The organism is Streptomyces viridochromogenes DSM 40736 (assembly GCF_000158955.1).
GTDB classification, from domain to species: domain Bacteria; phylum Actinomycetota; class Actinomycetes; order Streptomycetales; family Streptomycetaceae; genus Streptomyces; species Streptomyces venetus.
Window position 1 is genome coordinate 3,607,750 of sequence record NZ_GG657757.1, and the last position, 16,014, is coordinate 3,623,763.

At 71.8% G+C, this 16,014-nt stretch carries 16 protein-coding genes, 1 pseudogene and 1 riboswitch; of the genes and pseudogenes, 3 read left to right on the top strand and 14 right to left on the bottom strand.

Going from position 1 to position 16,014, the window contains the following annotated elements; genetic code table 11:
• Positions 1-2: 2 nt before the first annotated feature.
• The 14 genes and pseudogenes from SSQG_RS15695 to SSQG_RS15760 all read right to left on the bottom strand — a co-directional run bounded on the left by SSQG_RS15695 (position 3) and on the right by SSQG_RS15760 (position 14,299).
• Entirely contained in the window at positions 3-944 is a 942-nt protein-coding gene (locus SSQG_RS15695; RefSeq protein WP_003990769.1) for a Ppx/GppA phosphatase family protein, read from the bottom strand.
• Complete coding sequence (locus SSQG_RS15700; protein WP_003990770.1) at positions 941-1,471, bottom strand: DUF501 domain-containing protein; 531 nt, start codon at positions 1,469-1,471, stop codon at positions 941-943. The genes SSQG_RS15695 and SSQG_RS15700 overlap by 4 nt, the downstream gene beginning before the upstream one ends.
• A 48-nt stretch (positions 1,472-1,519) precedes the next feature.
• A complete protein-coding gene (locus tag SSQG_RS15705; RefSeq protein ID WP_039932825.1) occupies positions 1,520-1,996 on the bottom strand; it encodes an FtsB family cell division protein in 477 nt (158 codons plus the stop codon).
• A 120-nt stretch (positions 1,997-2,116) separates the two neighbouring features.
• A complete protein-coding gene (gene eno, locus SSQG_RS15710; RefSeq protein ID WP_003990772.1) occupies positions 2,117-3,406 on the bottom strand; it encodes a phosphopyruvate hydratase in 1,290 nt (429 codons plus the stop codon).
• Between the two features lie 263 nt (positions 3,407-3,669).
• Positions 3,670-4,362 (bottom strand): transglycosylase family protein, encoded by a 693-nt coding sequence (locus SSQG_RS15715; RefSeq protein WP_003990773.1) that lies wholly within the window; start codon positions 4,360-4,362, stop codon positions 3,670-3,672.
• A gap of 4 nt (positions 4,363-4,366) precedes the next feature.
• A riboswitch (cyclic di-AMP (ydaO/yuaA leader) is annotated at positions 4,367-4,533 on the bottom strand.
• 228 nt (positions 4,534-4,761) lie between these two features.
• Positions 4,762-5,715 carry a transglycosylase family protein gene (locus SSQG_RS15720; protein WP_003990774.1) on the bottom strand — a complete coding sequence of 318 codons (954 nt, stop codon included), beginning with the start codon at positions 5,713-5,715 and terminating at the stop codon, positions 4,762-4,764.
• Between the two features lie 123 nt (positions 5,716-5,838).
• The gene (locus SSQG_RS15725) at positions 5,839-7,134 is read right to left on the bottom strand and encodes a cytochrome P450 family protein (RefSeq protein WP_003990775.1); all 1,296 of its coding nucleotides are present in this window, start codon (positions 7,132-7,134) and stop codon (positions 5,839-5,841) included.
• 52 nt (positions 7,135-7,186) lie between these two features.
• A complete protein-coding gene (locus tag SSQG_RS15730) occupies positions 7,187-8,233 on the bottom strand; it encodes a nucleoside triphosphate pyrophosphohydrolase (RefSeq protein ID WP_003990776.1) in 1,047 nt (348 codons plus the stop codon).
• A 66-nt stretch (positions 8,234-8,299) separates the two neighbouring features.
• A complete protein-coding gene (locus tag SSQG_RS15735) occupies positions 8,300-8,947 on the bottom strand; it encodes a SurA N-terminal domain-containing protein (protein ID WP_003990777.1) in 648 nt (215 codons plus the stop codon).
• 194 nt (positions 8,948-9,141) lie between these two features.
• Entirely contained in the window at positions 9,142-10,638 is a 1,497-nt protein-coding gene (locus SSQG_RS15740) for a serine/threonine-protein kinase (protein ID WP_276327120.1), read from the bottom strand.
• Positions 10,639-10,676: 38 nt separating this feature from the next.
• Positions 10,677-11,297 (bottom strand): hypothetical protein, encoded by a 621-nt coding sequence (locus tag SSQG_RS15745; protein WP_003990779.1) that lies wholly within the window; start codon positions 11,295-11,297, stop codon positions 10,677-10,679.
• A gap of 183 nt (positions 11,298-11,480) precedes the next feature.
• Positions 11,481-12,223 (bottom strand): annotated as a pseudogene (locus SSQG_RS15750) (N-acetyltransferase).
• Positions 12,224-12,263: 40 nt separating this feature from the next.
• A complete protein-coding gene (locus SSQG_RS15755; protein ID WP_003990781.1) occupies positions 12,264-13,472 on the bottom strand; it encodes an MFS transporter in 1,209 nt (402 codons plus the stop codon).
• Positions 13,473-13,522: 50 nt separating this feature from the next.
• Positions 13,523-14,299 (bottom strand): HNH endonuclease family protein, encoded by a 777-nt coding sequence (locus SSQG_RS15760; protein WP_003990782.1) that lies wholly within the window; start codon positions 14,297-14,299, stop codon positions 13,523-13,525.
• Positions 14,300-14,461: 162 nt separating this feature from the next.
• On the opposite strand from SSQG_RS15760, the gene SSQG_RS15765 reads away from it, so the two are divergent.
• The 3 genes from SSQG_RS15765 to SSQG_RS15775 all read left to right on the top strand — a co-directional run bounded on the left by SSQG_RS15765 (position 14,462) and on the right by SSQG_RS15775 (position 15,994).
• On the top strand, positions 14,462-14,647 hold the full coding sequence (locus SSQG_RS15765) for an antitoxin (RefSeq protein WP_039932827.1): 186 nt from the start codon (positions 14,462-14,464) through the stop codon (positions 14,645-14,647).
• A 142-nt stretch (positions 14,648-14,789) separates the two neighbouring features.
• A complete protein-coding gene (locus SSQG_RS15770; RefSeq protein ID WP_039932828.1) occupies positions 14,790-15,551 on the top strand; it encodes an SDR family NAD(P)-dependent oxidoreductase in 762 nt (253 codons plus the stop codon).
• A 71-nt stretch (positions 15,552-15,622) separates the two neighbouring features.
• A complete protein-coding gene (locus tag SSQG_RS15775) occupies positions 15,623-15,994 on the top strand; it encodes a MerR family transcriptional regulator (RefSeq protein WP_003990785.1) in 372 nt (123 codons plus the stop codon).
• Positions 15,995-16,014 lie beyond the last annotated feature (20 nt).

Here is a 16,014-nt window from a genome sequence, read left to right on the forward strand (position 1 = left end):
GGTCAAGCCAAAGACCAGCCGATGCCGTCGAGGATGTCGTGCTCGCTCACCACGACCTCCTCCGCGCCGATCCGCTCCATGATCGACAGGAGTACGAGGGCCCCCGCGCCGATCACGTCGACCCGGCCCGGGTGCATCGAGGGCACGGCCGCGCGCTCGGCGTGCGTGGAGCGCAGCAGCCACTCGGTGATCTCGCGGACCTTCTCGTGGGAGACGCGGGAGTGGTGGATGGCCTCCGAGTCGTACTCGGGCAGCTCCTGGGCGATCGCCGACACGGTCGTCACGGACCCGGCCAGGCCGACCAGCGTGCGGGCCTCGCGCAGCGGGACCGTCTCCTCGGCGAGGTCGAGGGCGGCCTCGATGTCCGCCCGCATCGCCGCGATCTGCTCCTCGGTGGGCGGGTCGCTCACCACCCCGTCCCGGACCAGGTGCCGCTCGGTCATGCGGACGCAGCCGACGTCCACCGAGCGCGCCGCGCGCACCCGGTCGTCGCCGACCACGAACTCGGTGGAGCCGCCGCCGATGTCCACGACGAGGTAGGGCTTCGCGAGGTGGTCGCGCCCGGCGAGCTCCTTGGTGGCGCCGGTGAAGGAGAACTCGGCCTCCTGGTCCCCGGAGATCACCTCGGGCTCGACGCCCAGGATGTCCAGCACGCCGCGCACGAACTCGTCCCGGTTCTCGGCGTCCCGGGAGGCGGAGGTCGCCACGAACCGCAGCCGCTCCGCCCCGTGCTCCTTGATGATCCCGGCGTACTCGCGGCACGCCGCGAAGGTCCGCTGCAACGCCTCGGGAGCGAGCCGGCCGGTGCGGTCGACGCCCTGCCCGAGCCGCACGATCGTCATCCGGCGGTCCAGATCGACCAGCTCGCCGGTGGCCGGGTCGGCGTCCGCGACCAGCAGGCGGATGGAGTTCGTACCGCAGTCCACGGCGGCGACACGGGTCACTGGGCGTCCTCCTCGACGGCCGTCACACACGGGCCCTTCTGCCACCACTCCGGCAGCATCGCGATCGCCTCGTCCCCGAGGGGGTTCACCCCGGGGCCCGCGGCCAGCGAGTGCGCCACCAGCACGTGCAGGCACTTCACCCGGTCCGGCATGCCGCCCGCGCTGGGGAAGTTCTTCAGCTCCTCGATCTCGTCGCGGCGCCTGATGTAGTCCTCGTGGGCCGCCCGGTAGGCCGCCGCCAGCTCCGGGTCCGCGGCCAGCCGTTCGGTCATCTCCTTCATCACGCCGTTCGCCTCCAGCGTGCCGATCGCCGAGGCGGCGCGCGGGCACGTCAGGTAGTACAGCGTGGGGAAGGGCGTGCCGTCCGGCAGCCGCGGTGCCGTCTCGACGACGTCGGGCTGCCCGCACGGGCACCGGTGCGCGATCGCGCGCAGACCGCGCGGGGGCCGACCGAGCTGCTGCTTGAAGGCCTCGACGTCCGCGTCGGTGGGCTCGGTGCGCGGGGTGGTCGGCGGGGGCGTTTCCATGACTGTGTTCAGGCTGTCTTTCTCTGATCGTCGGCTGGGGGGTTCAGGTCACTGACCGGAGGCGTCGGACTTGTCGACGCCGTCCCAGACGTTGGAGTACCAGGGGCGGTCGGCCGCCCCGAGGTCGGTGCGCGACTGCTTCGCCGCGTGCGGGTCGACGACGATGAATCCCGTCTCCCCCGGCATGACGTAGTGCAACCGCTGCCGGATCTGCTGCTCGGCGTACGCGTCGTCCTGCCAGCGCGCCTTCTGGTCGCGCAGCCGTTCGACGCGCTCCCGTGCCTGCCGCTGTTCCTTCTGGAGGTCGTCGATCTCGGCGCCCTGCGAGACGTACTCGCGCATCGGGTAGGCGAGCGCCACGATCAGCGAGCACATCACCAGGGCGAGCAGCGCGGCCCGGCCGGTCAGCCGGGAGCGGCGGGCCTGGCGCCGGGTCTGGGAGCGGTAGACCCGGGCCGCGGTCTGCTCTCCGAGCAGCCGGATCCTGGTCGCGGTGGAGAACCGGTCCCGGTCCTTCACGGCCATGTCTGCCCGCCTCCCGCTCACGTCCGATGCGCGTACGTCCCCGCACACGGTACGGGACCGAGTACGGGGACGTACGTACGACGCTTCCTTACGGGGGCCGTGCCTCAGCCCTCGCTGTGCTTACTGGTTGGCGGAGCGGAACCGCGGGAACGCGCTGCGTCCGGCGTACACCGCGGCGTCGTCGAGGATCTCCTCGATACGCAGCAGCTGGTTGTACTTGGCGACGCGCTCGGAGCGGGCCGGGGCGCCGGTCTTGATCTGGCCGCAGTTGGTGGCGACGGCCAGGTCGGCGATGGTGACGTCCTCGGTCTCGCCGGAGCGGTGGGACATCATGCACTTGAAGCCGTTGCGCTGGGCCAGCTCGACGGCGTCCAGGGTCTCGGTGAGCGAACCGATCTGGTTGACCTTGACCAGGAGCGCGTTGGCCGCGTTCTCCTCGATGCCGCGGGCGAGGCGCTCGGGGTTGGTGACGAACAGGTCGTCGCCGACGAGCTGGACCTTGTCACCGAGCTTGTCGGTGATGGTCTTCCAGCCCTCCCAGTCGTCCTCGAACAGCGGGTCCTCGATGGAGACGAGCGGGTACGCGTCGACGAGCTCGGCGTAGTACTCGGTCATCTCGGCGGCGGAGCGGGTCTTGCCCTCGAAGGTGTAGGAGCCGTCCTTGTAGAACTCGGACGCGGCCACGTCGAGGGCGAGGGCGATCTGCTCGCCGGGCGTGTAGCCGGCCTCCTTGATCGCTTCCAGGATGAGGTCGAGGGCCTCGCGGTTGGAGCCGAGGTTCGGGGCGAAGCCGCCCTCGTCGCCGAGGCCGGTGGCCAGGCCCTTGCTCTTCAGGACCTTCTTCAGCGTGTGGTAGACCTCGGCGCCCCAGCGCAGGGCCTCGGAGAAGGACTCCGCGCCGATCGGGGCGATCATGAACTCCTGGATGTCCACGTTGGAGTCGGCGTGCGAGCCGCCGTTCAGGATGTTCATCATCGGCACCGGCAGCAGGTGCGCGTTCGGGCCGCCCAGGTAGCGGAAGAGCGGCAGGTCGCTGGCCTCGGAGGCGGCGTGGGCGACGGCGAGGGAGACGCCGAGGATGGCGTTGGCGCCGAGGGAGCCCTTGTTGTCGGTGGCGTCCAGGTCGAACATCGCCTGGTCGATCAGGCGCTGCTCGGTGGCGTCGTAACCGACGAGCTCCGGGCCGATCTGCTCGATGACCGCGAGGACGGCCTTCTCCACACCCTTGCCGAGGTAGCGGTTCGAGTCGCCGTCGCGGAGCTCGATGGCCTCGAAGGCGCCCGTGGAGGCGCCGGACGGGACGGCGGCACGACCGGTGCTGCCGTCGTCGAGGCCGACCTCGACCTCGACCGTGGGGTTGCCTCGGGAGTCCAGGATTTCCCGGGCTACGACGACGTCGATGGACGGCACGAGCATCTCCTTCTTGATGTGACGCGGGTACGCGGGCCGCTCGGACCCTGCGAGGTGCGGGCCGGTGGCTCGCGACATGAGCCTAACCGGCTCGGCGCGATCGGCCACCGGGTCGCCCACCCCATGGACAGAACCGAGAGTAAATTGTTTCCGAACGGAACAAAGCCGGGGCGCGAAGGCCGGCGGAAAAAAACCCCGCCCCGGTGCGTACGGGGGAGGACGCACCGGGGCGGGGAGCCCGTGGGGACGGGGCGGACCGCTGCTTACTTCAGGTGCAGCTGCTGGCCCGTGTAGATGAGGTTGGCGTCGTCGACGATGTCCTTGTTCAGCTGGTAGAGCTTCTCCCAGCCGCCCTCGACCTTCTTCTCCTCGGCGATGGAGCTGAGGGTGTCGCCCTTGACGACCTTGTACTCGCCGTCGCCCTTCTTGACCTTCTTGCCGGTCGGGGTGGTGACGGTCTTCTTGGCGGCCGGGCGCTCGTCGGAGCGGGAGGCCGGCTGCTGGGTCTCGCGGGACTCGGTGCTCTGCTGCTGGCTCTGCTGCGAGGAGCTGCCGGAGTCGCTCGAGGAGCCGCCGCCGGTGGAGGCGCCCGACAGGCCCTTGCCGCAGACCGGCCAGGCGCCCTTGCCCTGGCTCGCCAGGACCTTCTCGGCGACCTGGATCTGCTGGTCCTTGCTGGCCTGGTCGGCGGTCGAGGCGTACTGGGTGCCGCCGTACGCGGACCAGGTGGAGGCGGAGAACTGCAGACCGCCGTAGTAGCCGTTGCCGGTGTTGATGGACCAGTTGCCGCCGGACTCGCACTGGGCGACGGTGTCCCACTCGGAGGTGGTGGCGGCGGAGGCGCTGCCGGTCGCCATCAGCGGGGCGGCGACGGCGGCGCCGGTGACACCGGCGACGGCGATGGCACGGCTGGCCTTGGACGGACGGCGGTGCTTGCCGTTGCTGGAAAACAGCATGGAGAGATCCCCTCACCGACGCCTGCGAGGTGAGCTGTCGGGTTCGGGCCGGTTGAGTTGCCCGGCCGCGCCCCTCCCGGGACACGGCTTCACCCCTAGCCCTTCCGGCACAAGTGGCCGGTCGGGCACCTACCTTGGGTCCCCCGCTCCTGCCTACGGCGCTTGACGCGACGACTGTTCCCGTACGGCCGCTGGCAGGATTCGGCGTTGCGGCAGCCGGGGCTCGCGGTGACGAGCGGTCACGACCGTAGACACGCGATCCGCGGAATTTCAAAGACGATCAAGGCTTCTGAGATCTATCTCTCACGGGCCTCAAATGGGACATTCGCCGCGAACCAGGACGCGAACTCGTGCGGTTACGGGGCGACTTCCGCCCCCGTTTCCGCACTGCCCGAACAACTACTTCTCGTCCGCTTCGCCCTCCACCGCGAGCTTCTCACCGGGACGGATGAGGTCCGGGTCGTCGCCGACGGCCTTCTTGTTGCCGTCGTAGAGCTCGTGCCATCCACCGCTGATGTCAAGGGAGTCGGCGATGGACCAGAGGCTGTCACCGACACCCACGATGTAGGCGCCTTCGGAGGCGTCACGGGAACCCTCGTCGCCGCGCGAGGCGTGACGGCCCGTGGACTCGTCCGTACGGCCGCTCTCGGGCGTCGAGGTTTCGTCCGCACTGGGGCCGCGATGCCGGCCGGAGCCCGTGTCGGTCGGCGCCGAGGAGCCGTCGCCCCGCTCGGAGTTGGACGTGTCACGCTCGGGGGTGGCCGACGGAGAACTGCCGGGCTGCTGCTTCTGCGACGATTCCGCGGATTCACCCGACTTGCCGGACTCACCGGCCTCGCCCTTCGAGGCCGACGACGTGTCAGGCGACGACGGAGAAGAGGAGGGATCCCCGGAAGGGGAGGAACCGAGCGAATCGAGCAAACCTGACGAGTCCGTCGAACCGGACGAGTCAGAGGAGTCGGAGGAGTCCGATCCCTTGCCCTGCTCCAGGCCGGAGAGCAGCCCGCAGGTGCGCCAGGCGCCGACCCCCTGGTCGGCGAGGATTCTCTCGGCCACGGCTATCTGCTGGGAGCGGCTGGCCAGGTCGGCGCTCGCCGCGTAGTCGAGTCCGCCGTGGTTCTCCCAGTCGTCCTGGGAGATCGCGAGGCCGCCGTAGTAGCCGTTGCCGCTGTTCTGGCTCCAGGCGCCGCCGGTCTCACAGTCCGCGACCCGGTCCCAGGTCGTGCCGTCGGCCGCGCTGGCGCCGGAGGCCCCGAGGAGCGGGATCGCGATGGCGGAGCCGGTCACCCCGGCCGCGAGGAGGAGTGCCGGAGCCTGGCGGGGGCGACGGTGCCGACCGTTCCCGGAGAGCATACGGAGACCTTTCGCATGGGAGCAGTGACCGGCGCGACGCAGGTGACCCTGGCGCGCTGATGGGTGAACGTATCGGCAGACGATCACTTGTCACAAGTTCATGCCGCGTAGATCACGTGAAGATCACAGTCCTGATGTTTCGTCACTCTTGGCCGCCGCGAACTCCACCGGCAGCGTGCGCAGCCCGCGCATGATGAGGCCGCCGCGCCATCTCAGCTCGGCCGGGTCCGTCGCGAGCCGCAGGTCGGGGAGGCGGGTGAGGAGGGTGGCAAGCGCGGTCTGGCCCTCCAGCCGGGCGAGCGGGGCGCCGAGGCAGTAGTGGATGCCGTGGCCGTAACCGAGGTGCTGGTTGTCGCGGCGGGAGAGGTCGAGCACGTCCGGGTCCGCGAACCGCTCCGGGTCCCGGTCGGCGGCGGCCAGGACCACGAGGACCGGGTCGCCTGCCGCGATGCGCTGCCCGCCGATGGTGAGCGGCTCGGTGGCGAAGCGCCAGGTGGCGAGCTCGACGGGACCGTCGTAGCGCAGCAGTTCCTCGACGCCGGTCTCCAGGAGCGCGGTGTCGTGGGCGGCCAGGGACCGCTGGAGCCGCTCGCGCTGCTCGGGGTGGGTGAGCAGGGCGTAGGTGCCGTTTCCGATGAGGTTGACGGTTGTCTCGAAACCGGCGAACAGCAGGATGAAGGCCATGGCCGCGGCCTCGTTCTCGGTGAGGTGCTCACCGTGGTCGGAGGCGCGGATGAGCCCGGAGATGAGGTCCTCGCCCGGGGCGGGTTCCGCGGGCAGCGCCTCCCGCTTGCGGTGGATCAGATCGGCGAGGTAGCCGCGCATCTTCTTCACGGACCGGGCCACTCCGCCCCGGGGCCCGCCCTGGTGACGGATCATCATGCCCGCCCAGTCGCGGAAGTCGTCCTGGTCCTCGCGGGGGACGCCGAGCAGGTCGCAGATGGCGTAGATGGGGAGCGGGAACGCGAACTCGTGGATGAGGTCGGCGGACCCCTTCTGCGCGAACCCGTCGATGAGACGGTCGGTCAGCTCCTGCACGCGTGGCGCGAACTCGGCGACACGGCGGGGTGTGAACGCCTTGGACACCAGCCGCCGCAGCCGGGTGTGGTCCGGCGGGTCGATGTTCAGCAGATGTGTCATCAGCTCGGCCTTGCGCTCACCGGGGATACCGGTCTTGCCCTTGGCGTGCGCGGGCTCGGCGTGGTGCGCCGGGTTCTTGGAGAGACGGTGGTCGGCGAGGGTCTGCTTGGCGTCGGCGTACCGCGTGACCAGCCAGGCCTCCACACCGCTGGGAAGCCGCGTCCTGTGGACGGGGCTGTGCTCGCGGAGCCAGGCGTAGGCGGGGTAGGGGTCGCTCGCGAACTCCCAGGTGAAGAGGTCGGGAGCGGCGGGTGTGCTGGGCTGGGGCTGGTCGGTCACTCCCCGACGGTATCCGGCTGTCCCGAAGGGCACCGCCCGCCCCGGAGCCTGCTCAGCCCTCGGCCTCCCGGATGGCGTCCCGGTACGCGCGGGCCGCCGCCCTCAGGGCCGCCTCCGGGTCCACGCCCTCCGACTCCGCGCGGACCGCCAGGGCCAGCAGCTCGTAGCCGATGCCCTCGACGGGCGGGAGCGGTATGTCCAGGTCCGCGGTGCGGGCGCGGGAGGCCAGCTTGGCGGCGAGGGCCAGGCCGGGCTGGCCCAGGGGGATGCCCTCGGTGACCGAGGCCCGCTGCTTCTCGACCGCCTTGGTGCGCAGCCAGTGTTCCTTGACCTCCTCGGGCGTGGTGGCCGTCGCGTCGCCGAAGACGTGCGGGTGGCGGTGGATCAGCTTGGCGACGATGCCGGCGGCCACGTCGTCGATGGAGAAGGCGTCCTCCCCGTCCTCCGGGCGGCCTTCCTCGGCGATCCGGGCGTGGAAGACGACCTGGAGGAGGACGTCACCGAGCTCCTCGCGCAGTTCGTCGCGGTCGCCCTCCTCGATCGCCTCGACGAGTTCGTACGCCTCCTCGATGCCGTACTTGGCCAGACCCTTGTGGGTCTGCTGGGACGACCACGGGCACTCGGCGCGGATGCGGTCCATGACCTGGACGAGGTCGAGGAGGCGGGCGCCCGGCAGGTCGTAGGAGGCGGGGAGCAGCTCCAGCTCGGGCATGGCGACGCGTCCGCCGCCGGCCAGGCGGGCCAGGCCGTCCGTCAGGGCCGGCTCGCCCTCACCCGTCGCCACGACGACCACCGTGCGGCCGCCGGCGCAGGCGTCGACCAGGTCCTCGGCGGCCGGGGACGCCTCGTCCACCGGTATGCCGGCCTCGCGCAGGTAGGGCAGCTGCGGGTGGGCGCCGTCCGCGCACAGCACCAGGTCGGCCGCGTGCAGGGCCTGCCAGGCGGGCCAGGACAGCAGGCCGGGGGCGACGCGGTGGCTGGTGGTGAGCAGGACGATGCGGCCGGGGGCCGGGTCGGTCGCCTGGTCGGGGCCGGTGGCCGGGGCGGGGCCAGGGGCCTGGGCGGGGCCCGGGGTGGCTTCGGGGCTGTTGGCGTTCACGGTTCGAAACTAACCCACGCCGCCGACAGCACCGGAAGTTGTCCACAGGCCCCCGCGGACGTACCGCTACATGCTCTGCTGCGTCTGGGCCGCCGTCACGTCCCGGACCCACGGCGTCTTGGCGTCGGCGCGGCTGCTCTTCTGGACGTTCCAGGTGCCGTAGCGCGGGTTGAGGTCGACGTTCAGGTCCTCGGAGGCCTCGGACAGGGCCTTCCAGAACTCGGGCCGGCTGGTGTCGGTGCCGAGTTTCTCGGCGAGCTTCTGGGCCTCCAGCTGGAGGCGGAGGTTCTCCTCGAGGCGCTGCGGCGGGATGCCGTACTGCTGGAGCCAGGTCGTCTCCAGCGCCTTGGCGCCGCCCGCCTGCTCCTCCAGGCCGGAGCGCATCTCCTGCATCTCCCTGCGGGTGACCGTCACACCGGCGTTCTCGGCGGCGCGGTGCAGCACCCGGTCGAGGACCATGGTGTGCAGGGTGTCGCGGGTGAGGGTGCCGGTTCTGGCGATGGCCTGCTGGTACTGAGCGTCGTTCTGCACGGCCGCGCGCTGGGCCGCGCGTACCTCGCCGACCCGCTCCTCCAGCTGGGAGACGGTGATCCGCTGGCCGCCGACCACGGCCGCCGCGCCGGGATGGGCGTCGTTTCCGCAGGCGGTGAGCAGGGGCGCCGCTGCGGCGATCGCGGCGGTGAGGACGAGCGCGGTGCGACGGCGGCGGTGCAAGGGGACCTCCCGTTGGAGATTGCAACGACAGGTGCGGCGCGCAGCGCCTCCACCAGGGGTGGTGGTCGGGCGACGGGCGGGCGCACAAGGTCTTGCGGTGATCGATGTTAGGCAGTGGGCAGGCTCTGGCCAACCCATTCGACCAACGATTCACCAGGACGTCCGGCACCGCCGCGCCCCTCCCGGGACGACCGTCAGCCGCGGACCTGCCCCAGCCACTGCAGCGTCCGGCGGATCTCCGCGCCCAGCGGGTGGCCGGGGCCGTGGGTGCGCTCCACGTCGTGCAGCAGCCGGGCCAGGGTGTCGTGGGCGGCGCCGCGGTCGCCGAGGGCGAGCAGGAGGTGCCCGATCCGGCGGCGGACGTCATGGGCGAGCTCGGGTCCGCCGGCGGCGACGTACTGGTTCTCGTAGTACGGCAGCACCGCCCGGTACTCGGCGAGCGCGGCGGCCGGTTCGCCCAGCTGTTCCAGGCACTGGGCGACCTCGTAGCGGAACCGCAGGGCCTGCGGGTCGGCCTGACCGGCCTCGGCCGCGCGTTCGTCGGCGAGGCGGCGCAGCTCGGGCAGGGCGCGCCGGTACTGGCCGTCGTCCAGGAGCGTGGCCGCGTACTGCTTGCGCAGGGTGCGCACGACCGGGGAGTGCTCGCCGTGCTGTTCGGCCGCGGCGGGCAGGATCGCGCCGAGGATGTCGACGGCCTGGGTGATGCGGCCCTCGCCGAGGAGCCGTTTGACCTCGTCGACGGCGTGGGCGATGTCCGTGTTCCCCGCTGTCTCGATGACGGGTGTGGCGGGCGCGGGCTGGGGCGCGGGGGTGCGCGCACGGTAGGGCCAGGGGGCGTGCGGACGCAGGAACGGGCGAGTGGGGTCGAGAGCCGCTCCGGTGGGGGTGCCGCGCGCGGGCAGCAGCGGCTCCAGCTGTTCGTACACCTCCTGCGCGGAGGCCGGCCGGTGCTGCGGGTCCTTGGCGAGCAGGCGCAGGACGAGGGCCTCCAGCGCCTCGGGGACCTCGGGGCGGATGCGGCGTACCGGCAGCGGCGGTTCGTACAGGTGCCGGTGCAGGACGCCGAGTGCCGTGGAGCCGGAGAACGGCACGTCGCCGCTGAGCAGTTCGTGCAGGACCACGCCGAGTGCGTACAGGTCGGTGTACGGGCCGACCGCACCGCCCATCGCCTGCTCCGGAGCCATGTAGGCGGGCGAGCCGATCGGGGTGCCGGTATGGGTGAGGCGCGTGGTGTCCGTGTCCATGACGGAGGCGATGCCCAGGTCGAGGACGGTGACCGTGCCGTCCTGCTTCACCATCACGTTGCGCGGCTTGAGGTCGCGGTGGACGATCGGTACGGCGTGCACGGCGCTCAGCACGGCGCACAGTTGCGCCGCGACCGCGACCGCCCACTGCCAGGGGTACGGGGTGCGCTCGGCGAGATGACCGGAGAGGTCGGCGCCGTCGATGTACTGCATGACGAGGAACAGCTCCTCGCCCTCACTGCCCGCGTCGTGCACCGTCACCAGGCCGGGGTGGTCGACCTGCGCGGTCACGCGGCACTCGCGCACGAAGCGGCGGCGCAGTTCCTCCGCGTCCTGTCCGGCCACCTTGTCGGGGCGCAGCAGCTTCACCGCCACGCGCCGGTCCAGCCGCTGGTCGTACGCCGTCCAGACCTGTCCCATGCCGCCCTGCCCGAGCAGCGTGGACAGCTCGTAACGGCCGGCGACGACACGTCCTGCCGCCGCGCTCACCTGCCGCCCTCGGAATCACCGGGGGCGCCGTCCGGCCGGCCGTCCTGCCGGCGCAGGTAGTCGCTGAGCTCGTCGAGTTCGGCACGTACCTGGTCGATGCGGGCGGGCGCGGGGCGCTGCGGGGACGGGGGTACGGGGTGCTGCGGCGGCTGGTGCGACGGGGGCTGCGGGACGGGCGTGGACGAGGGGGTGTAGGGCGACGTGGGGTGCGGATAGCCGTACGGGGACTGCGGGGACTGCTGGGTGGGGACGGTCGGCGCGTGGGGCGGCGCGTAGCCGGCGAACTGCCGGGGCGGCGCGCTGTGGTGGCCGATGTCCACGATCAGGAACCAGACGGCCGCGCCCACGCCGAGCAGCATGATCACGGCGAGCGCGATGTCGGTCCGGAAGTCGCTCTCCGGCAGGACGCCGATCACCGCGAAGCAGGCGATGGACAGGGGCAGGCTCACCCAGGCCGCCGCCCAGTCGAGGGCCCGTCCGCGTAGGAAGGCCACCCGGAACAGCGGTACACAGGCCAGGAAGCCGCAGGTGAGGACGCCGGCTGCGGCGAACAGCACGCGCAGGGAGATGACCGTTGCCGCGCTACGGGAGGGCGGCGCCGCGCCTTGGCCGTACATGACTGCTCCTGGACCGGTGTAGCCGATGGGAAGGGGACGGGCGAGTGACAGAGCCCGGTGGGGAATCCGAGCGTATAGCCCGACACGGACAACCGGTCACGGGTTGTACCGAACCGTTGTCGTGCTGATCACTACGCGTGCCAGGAGCGAGAGAGGAGGGCCACCTCGGGAGGCCCTCCTCTCCTACAGCGGGTGCCGCATCCACACGTTGGGCTCGACGTACACCGCGTACCCGCGCTCCGGCTCGCAGCGCACCGGCACCAGACCGCCGGGCACCTCGATGTCGCCCTCGGTGTCGAAGGGCAGCCCTGTCCAGCGGCGCCAGTCGGCGAGTGGGGCGGACACCGTCATGGACGCCGGTGCCACGGAGTCGATGGTGGCTCCGGCCCGGGCGTGGACGCGCAGCACGGGTCCTGGGGCAGGCCGTCGGGGCGCACACGGCGGACGTACTCCTCGATCGGAGTGTGCGGTTCCAGGTGCTTGGCGTTGGGGCGGACCGGGGCGACGACCTCGCGGAAGCCGCGGGCCCGGGCGTTGTCGCGCATGGCCGAGAGCATCAGCCCGGACAGGCCGCGGCCCTGCGCGTGCGGGGCGACCGACACCGAGATCGCGCTGACCGTGTCGGGGCGGACCCCGCGACGCAGGTCGGAGAAGGCCCACACGAGGACCGCGTCCCAGCCGTTCGCGGGCAGCCGGCCACGGCCTTCGGCGTCCAGCGCGAAGGGCACGCTGTAGGCGTTCGCGACGACCTCGCCCCGCTCGTCCTCGGCGAACAGGACGTACTCCGGGAGTTCGGTGGCGATCCGCGGGAAGTGCGCCGCGCCCACGAGGTCCTGGACCACGAACTCCGGCCAGCTGTCCGCCATCCCGACGATCCGCTCCAGCATCTCCGGGCGGTCGGCGAGGCTTGATGTCTTCGGCTGCATGCGGTCACGGTAGGCGCGGACGCGTACGCCCGGAATCGAATTACCGCGCGGGGACGCGGTCTTCCGCCTGCGGAGCCCTGGCTCGACGCGCGGCGACGACCATGACGACGGTGGAGGCCAGGGCGATCCCGGCGCCGACGTAGAGGGGCGAGGTGTAGCCGAGCCCCGCGCCGATGGCCAGGCCTCCGAGCCAGGCGCCGAGCGCGTTGCCCACGTTGGACGCGGACACGTTGGCGCTTGCGGCCAGCGCGGCACCGTGCGCGTGGTCGGTGACGCGTGTGATCATCCCGGGCACACTGGCGAACCCGGTCACTCCCATCAGGAACACCAGGACCACCGAGGCGGTGGCGTCGGCTGCCAGCAAGCCGAACAAGGCCAGTGTGAGGGTGAGTCCGAGCAGGGCGAGGACCAGGGCGCGGTCCCGGTCGCGGTCGGCCGCACGGCCCCCGACCAGGTTCCCGACGACCAGCCCCACGCCGTACACCATCAGCAGCCAGGCGACGTCCTGTGGATCAAAGCCACTGACCTCGGTGAACGTGTAGGCGATGTAGCTGAACGCCCCGAACATCCCGCCGTAGCCGAGCGCGGTCGCCACCAGGGTCAGCCACACCTGCCCGGAACGGAACGCGCGCAGCTGCGTTGCCAGACCGGCCGGTCGTTCCTGGCCCGCCCCGTCCGCCCCGGAGGCCGATGGCGTCCGGCCCGCTCCCGCCGGGACCAGCGTGGCGATGCCCGCCAGCGCGAGTACACCGATCCCGGTGACCGCCCAGAAGGCCGCCCGCCAGCCCCAGCGTTCGCCGACCAGTGCGCCGAAGGGCACGCCCAGCACGTTCGCGACCGTCAGCCCCGCGAACATGACCGCCACGGCCCGGGACTTCTTCTCCGGCGCGACCAGACCGCGCGCGACCAGCGAGCCGATCCCGAAGAACGAACCGTGGCACAACGCCGCGACGATCCGCCCGAGCAGCATCACCGGATAGTTCGGGGCGACGGCCGAGAGCAGGTTGCCGAGGACGAACAGCGTCACCAGGCCCACCAGGACCTGTTTGCGGGGCAGCCGTGCCGTCGCCGCGGTCAGGGCGATCGCCCCGATGGCGACACTGAGCGCGTACCCGGAGATCAGCCAGCCGGCAGCCGCCTCGGACACCGTGAGGCTCGACGCCACCTGCGGCAGCAGCCCGGCGATCAGGAACTCGGTCAGACCGATCCCGAAGCCGCCGAGGGCCAGCGCCACCAGTCCGCTCGGCATCGCGCTCCGGCGGTCCCTCAACGCCCTCCCGGGGGAGTCCGGTTCCGGGTTCACCCGCCGCACTGCCTGAGCATCATCCGCTTGTCGGCCGACGTGACGGGGAGGTCGTACTTCAGGGACACCTGGGCGAAGCGCACCACGTAGGAGCAGCGGATCCGCTTGCTGGGCGGCAGCCAGGACGCGGGGCCGGAGTCGCCCTTGGAACCGTTGGTCGGGCCGTCCACCGGGACGAGGTTGAGCGGGTCGTTCGCTATGGCCTCCCGCTTGTCCTTCGTCCAGCGCGAGGCGCCCATCTGCCAGTCGTACGACAGCGGCATGACGTGGTCTATCTGGACCTTCGTCGCCCGCGACTTGGTCCACTCGATGGCCGTCCCGGTGTACGGGTCGTGCAGCGTCAGTGACACGACGACGCAGTCCGAGCCCGCCCGGAAGCGGAGGCCCTCACCGTCGCGTTTCAGGAGGTCGTTGCGCGTATCGCAGCCGTTGCGCGCGAAGGGCACGTCGCCCGGCGCCGAGTCCATCCAGGCGTAGCCGAACTCGTCCCGCTCGTAGCCCGTTCGCGGGCCACGCCCCTTGGTCTCCACCTTCTCGATCACGGCCCGCGCCCGCGACCTGTCCCCGTCGGACGTGATCGCCGCCAGGCCCGGCTTCGTGCCGTCCGGGTTGTCCAGCGGGCTCACGGCTCGTCCGTCGCCCGCGGTCGGAACGCCGGAGCCGGAGGGGCCACCGCCGTCGGCAGGCGGGGCCAGGCCCTCGCAGCCGGTCAGTGCCGAACCGGCGAACACCATCGCGGCAGCCAGTACCGCCCCGCCCCTCAGACGCGCCACCGTGCGCCCCTCCCCTGCTCGCCGTCCCGCCCGGTACGGGGCAGCCTCTGTCCGGGCTCCACCGTAGCGAGGGAGAGGTACAGACCACAGTGGGACTAAAAGAGCATTCCTCACATGTCACGCGTATCGTCGGTCTTGAATGACCTCTGGAAGGAGCTCTGCATGGGTATCTTCGACCGGTTCAAGAGCCAGGGGCGCCACAAGGCCAAGCAAGGCTCGGACACCGCCGAACAGAGGATGAACGAGAAGACCGGCGGCACGTACGAGGAGCAGATCGACCGGGGGCAGCAGCGGGCCGAGGGCTCACTCGGCATGGACCGCGACCGCGACCGGCCCGAGGGGCAGTAAGGCCTCCAGGGGCAGTAACGCCTCCTGCTTCGGAGGCCGTCCGCGGCGACACGGCTCCTGCGGGCGGCTTCCCGCGCTGCGGGGAGACCCGTGCGGTGCGCGTTTGACCTTGACACTGACGTCAGGGTCCGACGATCCCGGTATGACAGCTCCACACCACAAGACCCCGCGCACCGTGCTCGTCACCGGCGCCGGTACGGGCATAGGCCGCGCCACCGCCCGCGCATTCGCCGACGAGGGCGCCCACGTCGTCGCGGTGGGCCGCCGCGAGGCGCCCCTCGCCGAGACCGCCGCCCACGACCCGTCCCGCATCAGCCCGCTCGTCGCCGACGTCACGGCGGCCGACGGCCCCGAGACCATCGTCGGCACGGCACTCGACCGGCACGGCCGGATCGACGTGCTCGTCAACAACGCCGGCATCGTGAGCCCCCAGTCCCTGCGCACCTACACGCGTACCGCCGTCGAGCCCCTGCTCGCGACGAACCTCCTCGCTCCCGTGCTGCTCGTCCAGGCCGCGCTCCCCGCCCTCGAGGACAGCCGCGGTGTGATCGTGAACGTGACGACGTCCGTCGGGCAGCGCGGCTGGCCGGGCAACTCCCTCTACGCGGCCGGGAAAGCGGCCCTGGAAGTGCTCACCCGCGGTTGGGCGATCGAGCTCGCCCCGCTGGGGATCCGGGTCGCCGCGGTGGCCCCGGGGGCGATCGACACACCGATCGGCGAGCACTCGGGCCGGACTCCCGAGCAGCAGGCCGCCGTCCGGGCGTGGCAACTCCGGCACACGCCCCTCGGCCGGGTCGGACGCCCCGAGGAGGTCGCCTGGGCCATCACCCAACTGGCTTCGCCGCAGGCCTCGTTCGTCACCGGCGTGGTCCTGCCGGTGGACGGTGGTGCGGTGGTCGCATGAGACTGACGCTCATGGCAGAACCTCTCACGCGGACCACGCGGACCACGCGGACCACGCGGACCACGCGGGCCATGCGGATCGGTGAACTCGCCGAGGCGACCGGCACGACGCCGCGCGCCCTGCGCCACTACGAGCAGGCGGGGCTCATCACCTCCGTGCGCGCCGCGAACGGCTACCGCCTGTACGACGCCGGTACGGCCGTCCGCGTCCGCAACGTCCGCCGGCTGCTGGAGGTGGGCCTGACGCTGGACGACGTACGGGTGTTCCTGCCCTGCCTGGACGGTGACGTCACGGCAGGGCCCGCCTCCGACGAGGCGCTCCGGATCGCCGCCGGGCGTCTCGCGGTGCTGGACGCGCGCATCGCCGCGCAGGTCGCGGTCCGCGACCGGCTGGCGGCGGCACTGCGCGAGGCCACCGACGCCCGCGTACGACCGGTGGCCTGACGACCCTTCGGACGAGCCCG

Coding starts and splice junctions, on each gene's coding strand:
- SSQG_RS15700 (WP_003990770.1), bottom strand. CDS start 1,471: ATGGAAACGCCCCCGCCGACCACCCCGCGCACCGAGCCCACCGACGCG.
- SSQG_RS15705 (WP_039932825.1), bottom strand. CDS start 1,996: ATGGCCGTGAAGGACCGGGACCGGTTCTCCACCGCGACCAGGATCCGG.
- SSQG_RS15715 (WP_003990773.1), bottom strand. CDS start 4,362: ATGCTGTTTTCCAGCAACGGCAAGCACCGCCGTCCGTCCAAGGCCAGC.
- SSQG_RS15720 (WP_003990774.1), bottom strand. CDS start 5,715: ATGCTCTCCGGGAACGGTCGGCACCGTCGCCCCCGCCAGGCTCCGGCA.
- SSQG_RS15745 (WP_003990779.1), bottom strand. CDS start 11,297: ATGTACGGCCAAGGCGCGGCGCCGCCCTCCCGTAGCGCGGCAACGGTC.
- SSQG_RS15755 (WP_003990781.1), bottom strand. CDS start 13,472: ATGCCGAGCGGACTGGTGGCGCTGGCCCTCGGCGGCTTCGGGATCGGT.
- SSQG_RS15765 (WP_039932827.1), top strand. CDS start 14,462: ATGGGTATCTTCGACCGGTTCAAGAGCCAGGGGCGCCACAAGGCCAAG.
- SSQG_RS15770 (WP_039932828.1), top strand. CDS start 14,790: ATGACAGCTCCACACCACAAGACCCCGCGCACCGTGCTCGTCACCGGC.
- SSQG_RS15775 (WP_003990785.1), top strand. CDS start 15,623: ATGCGGATCGGTGAACTCGCCGAGGCGACCGGCACGACGCCGCGCGCC.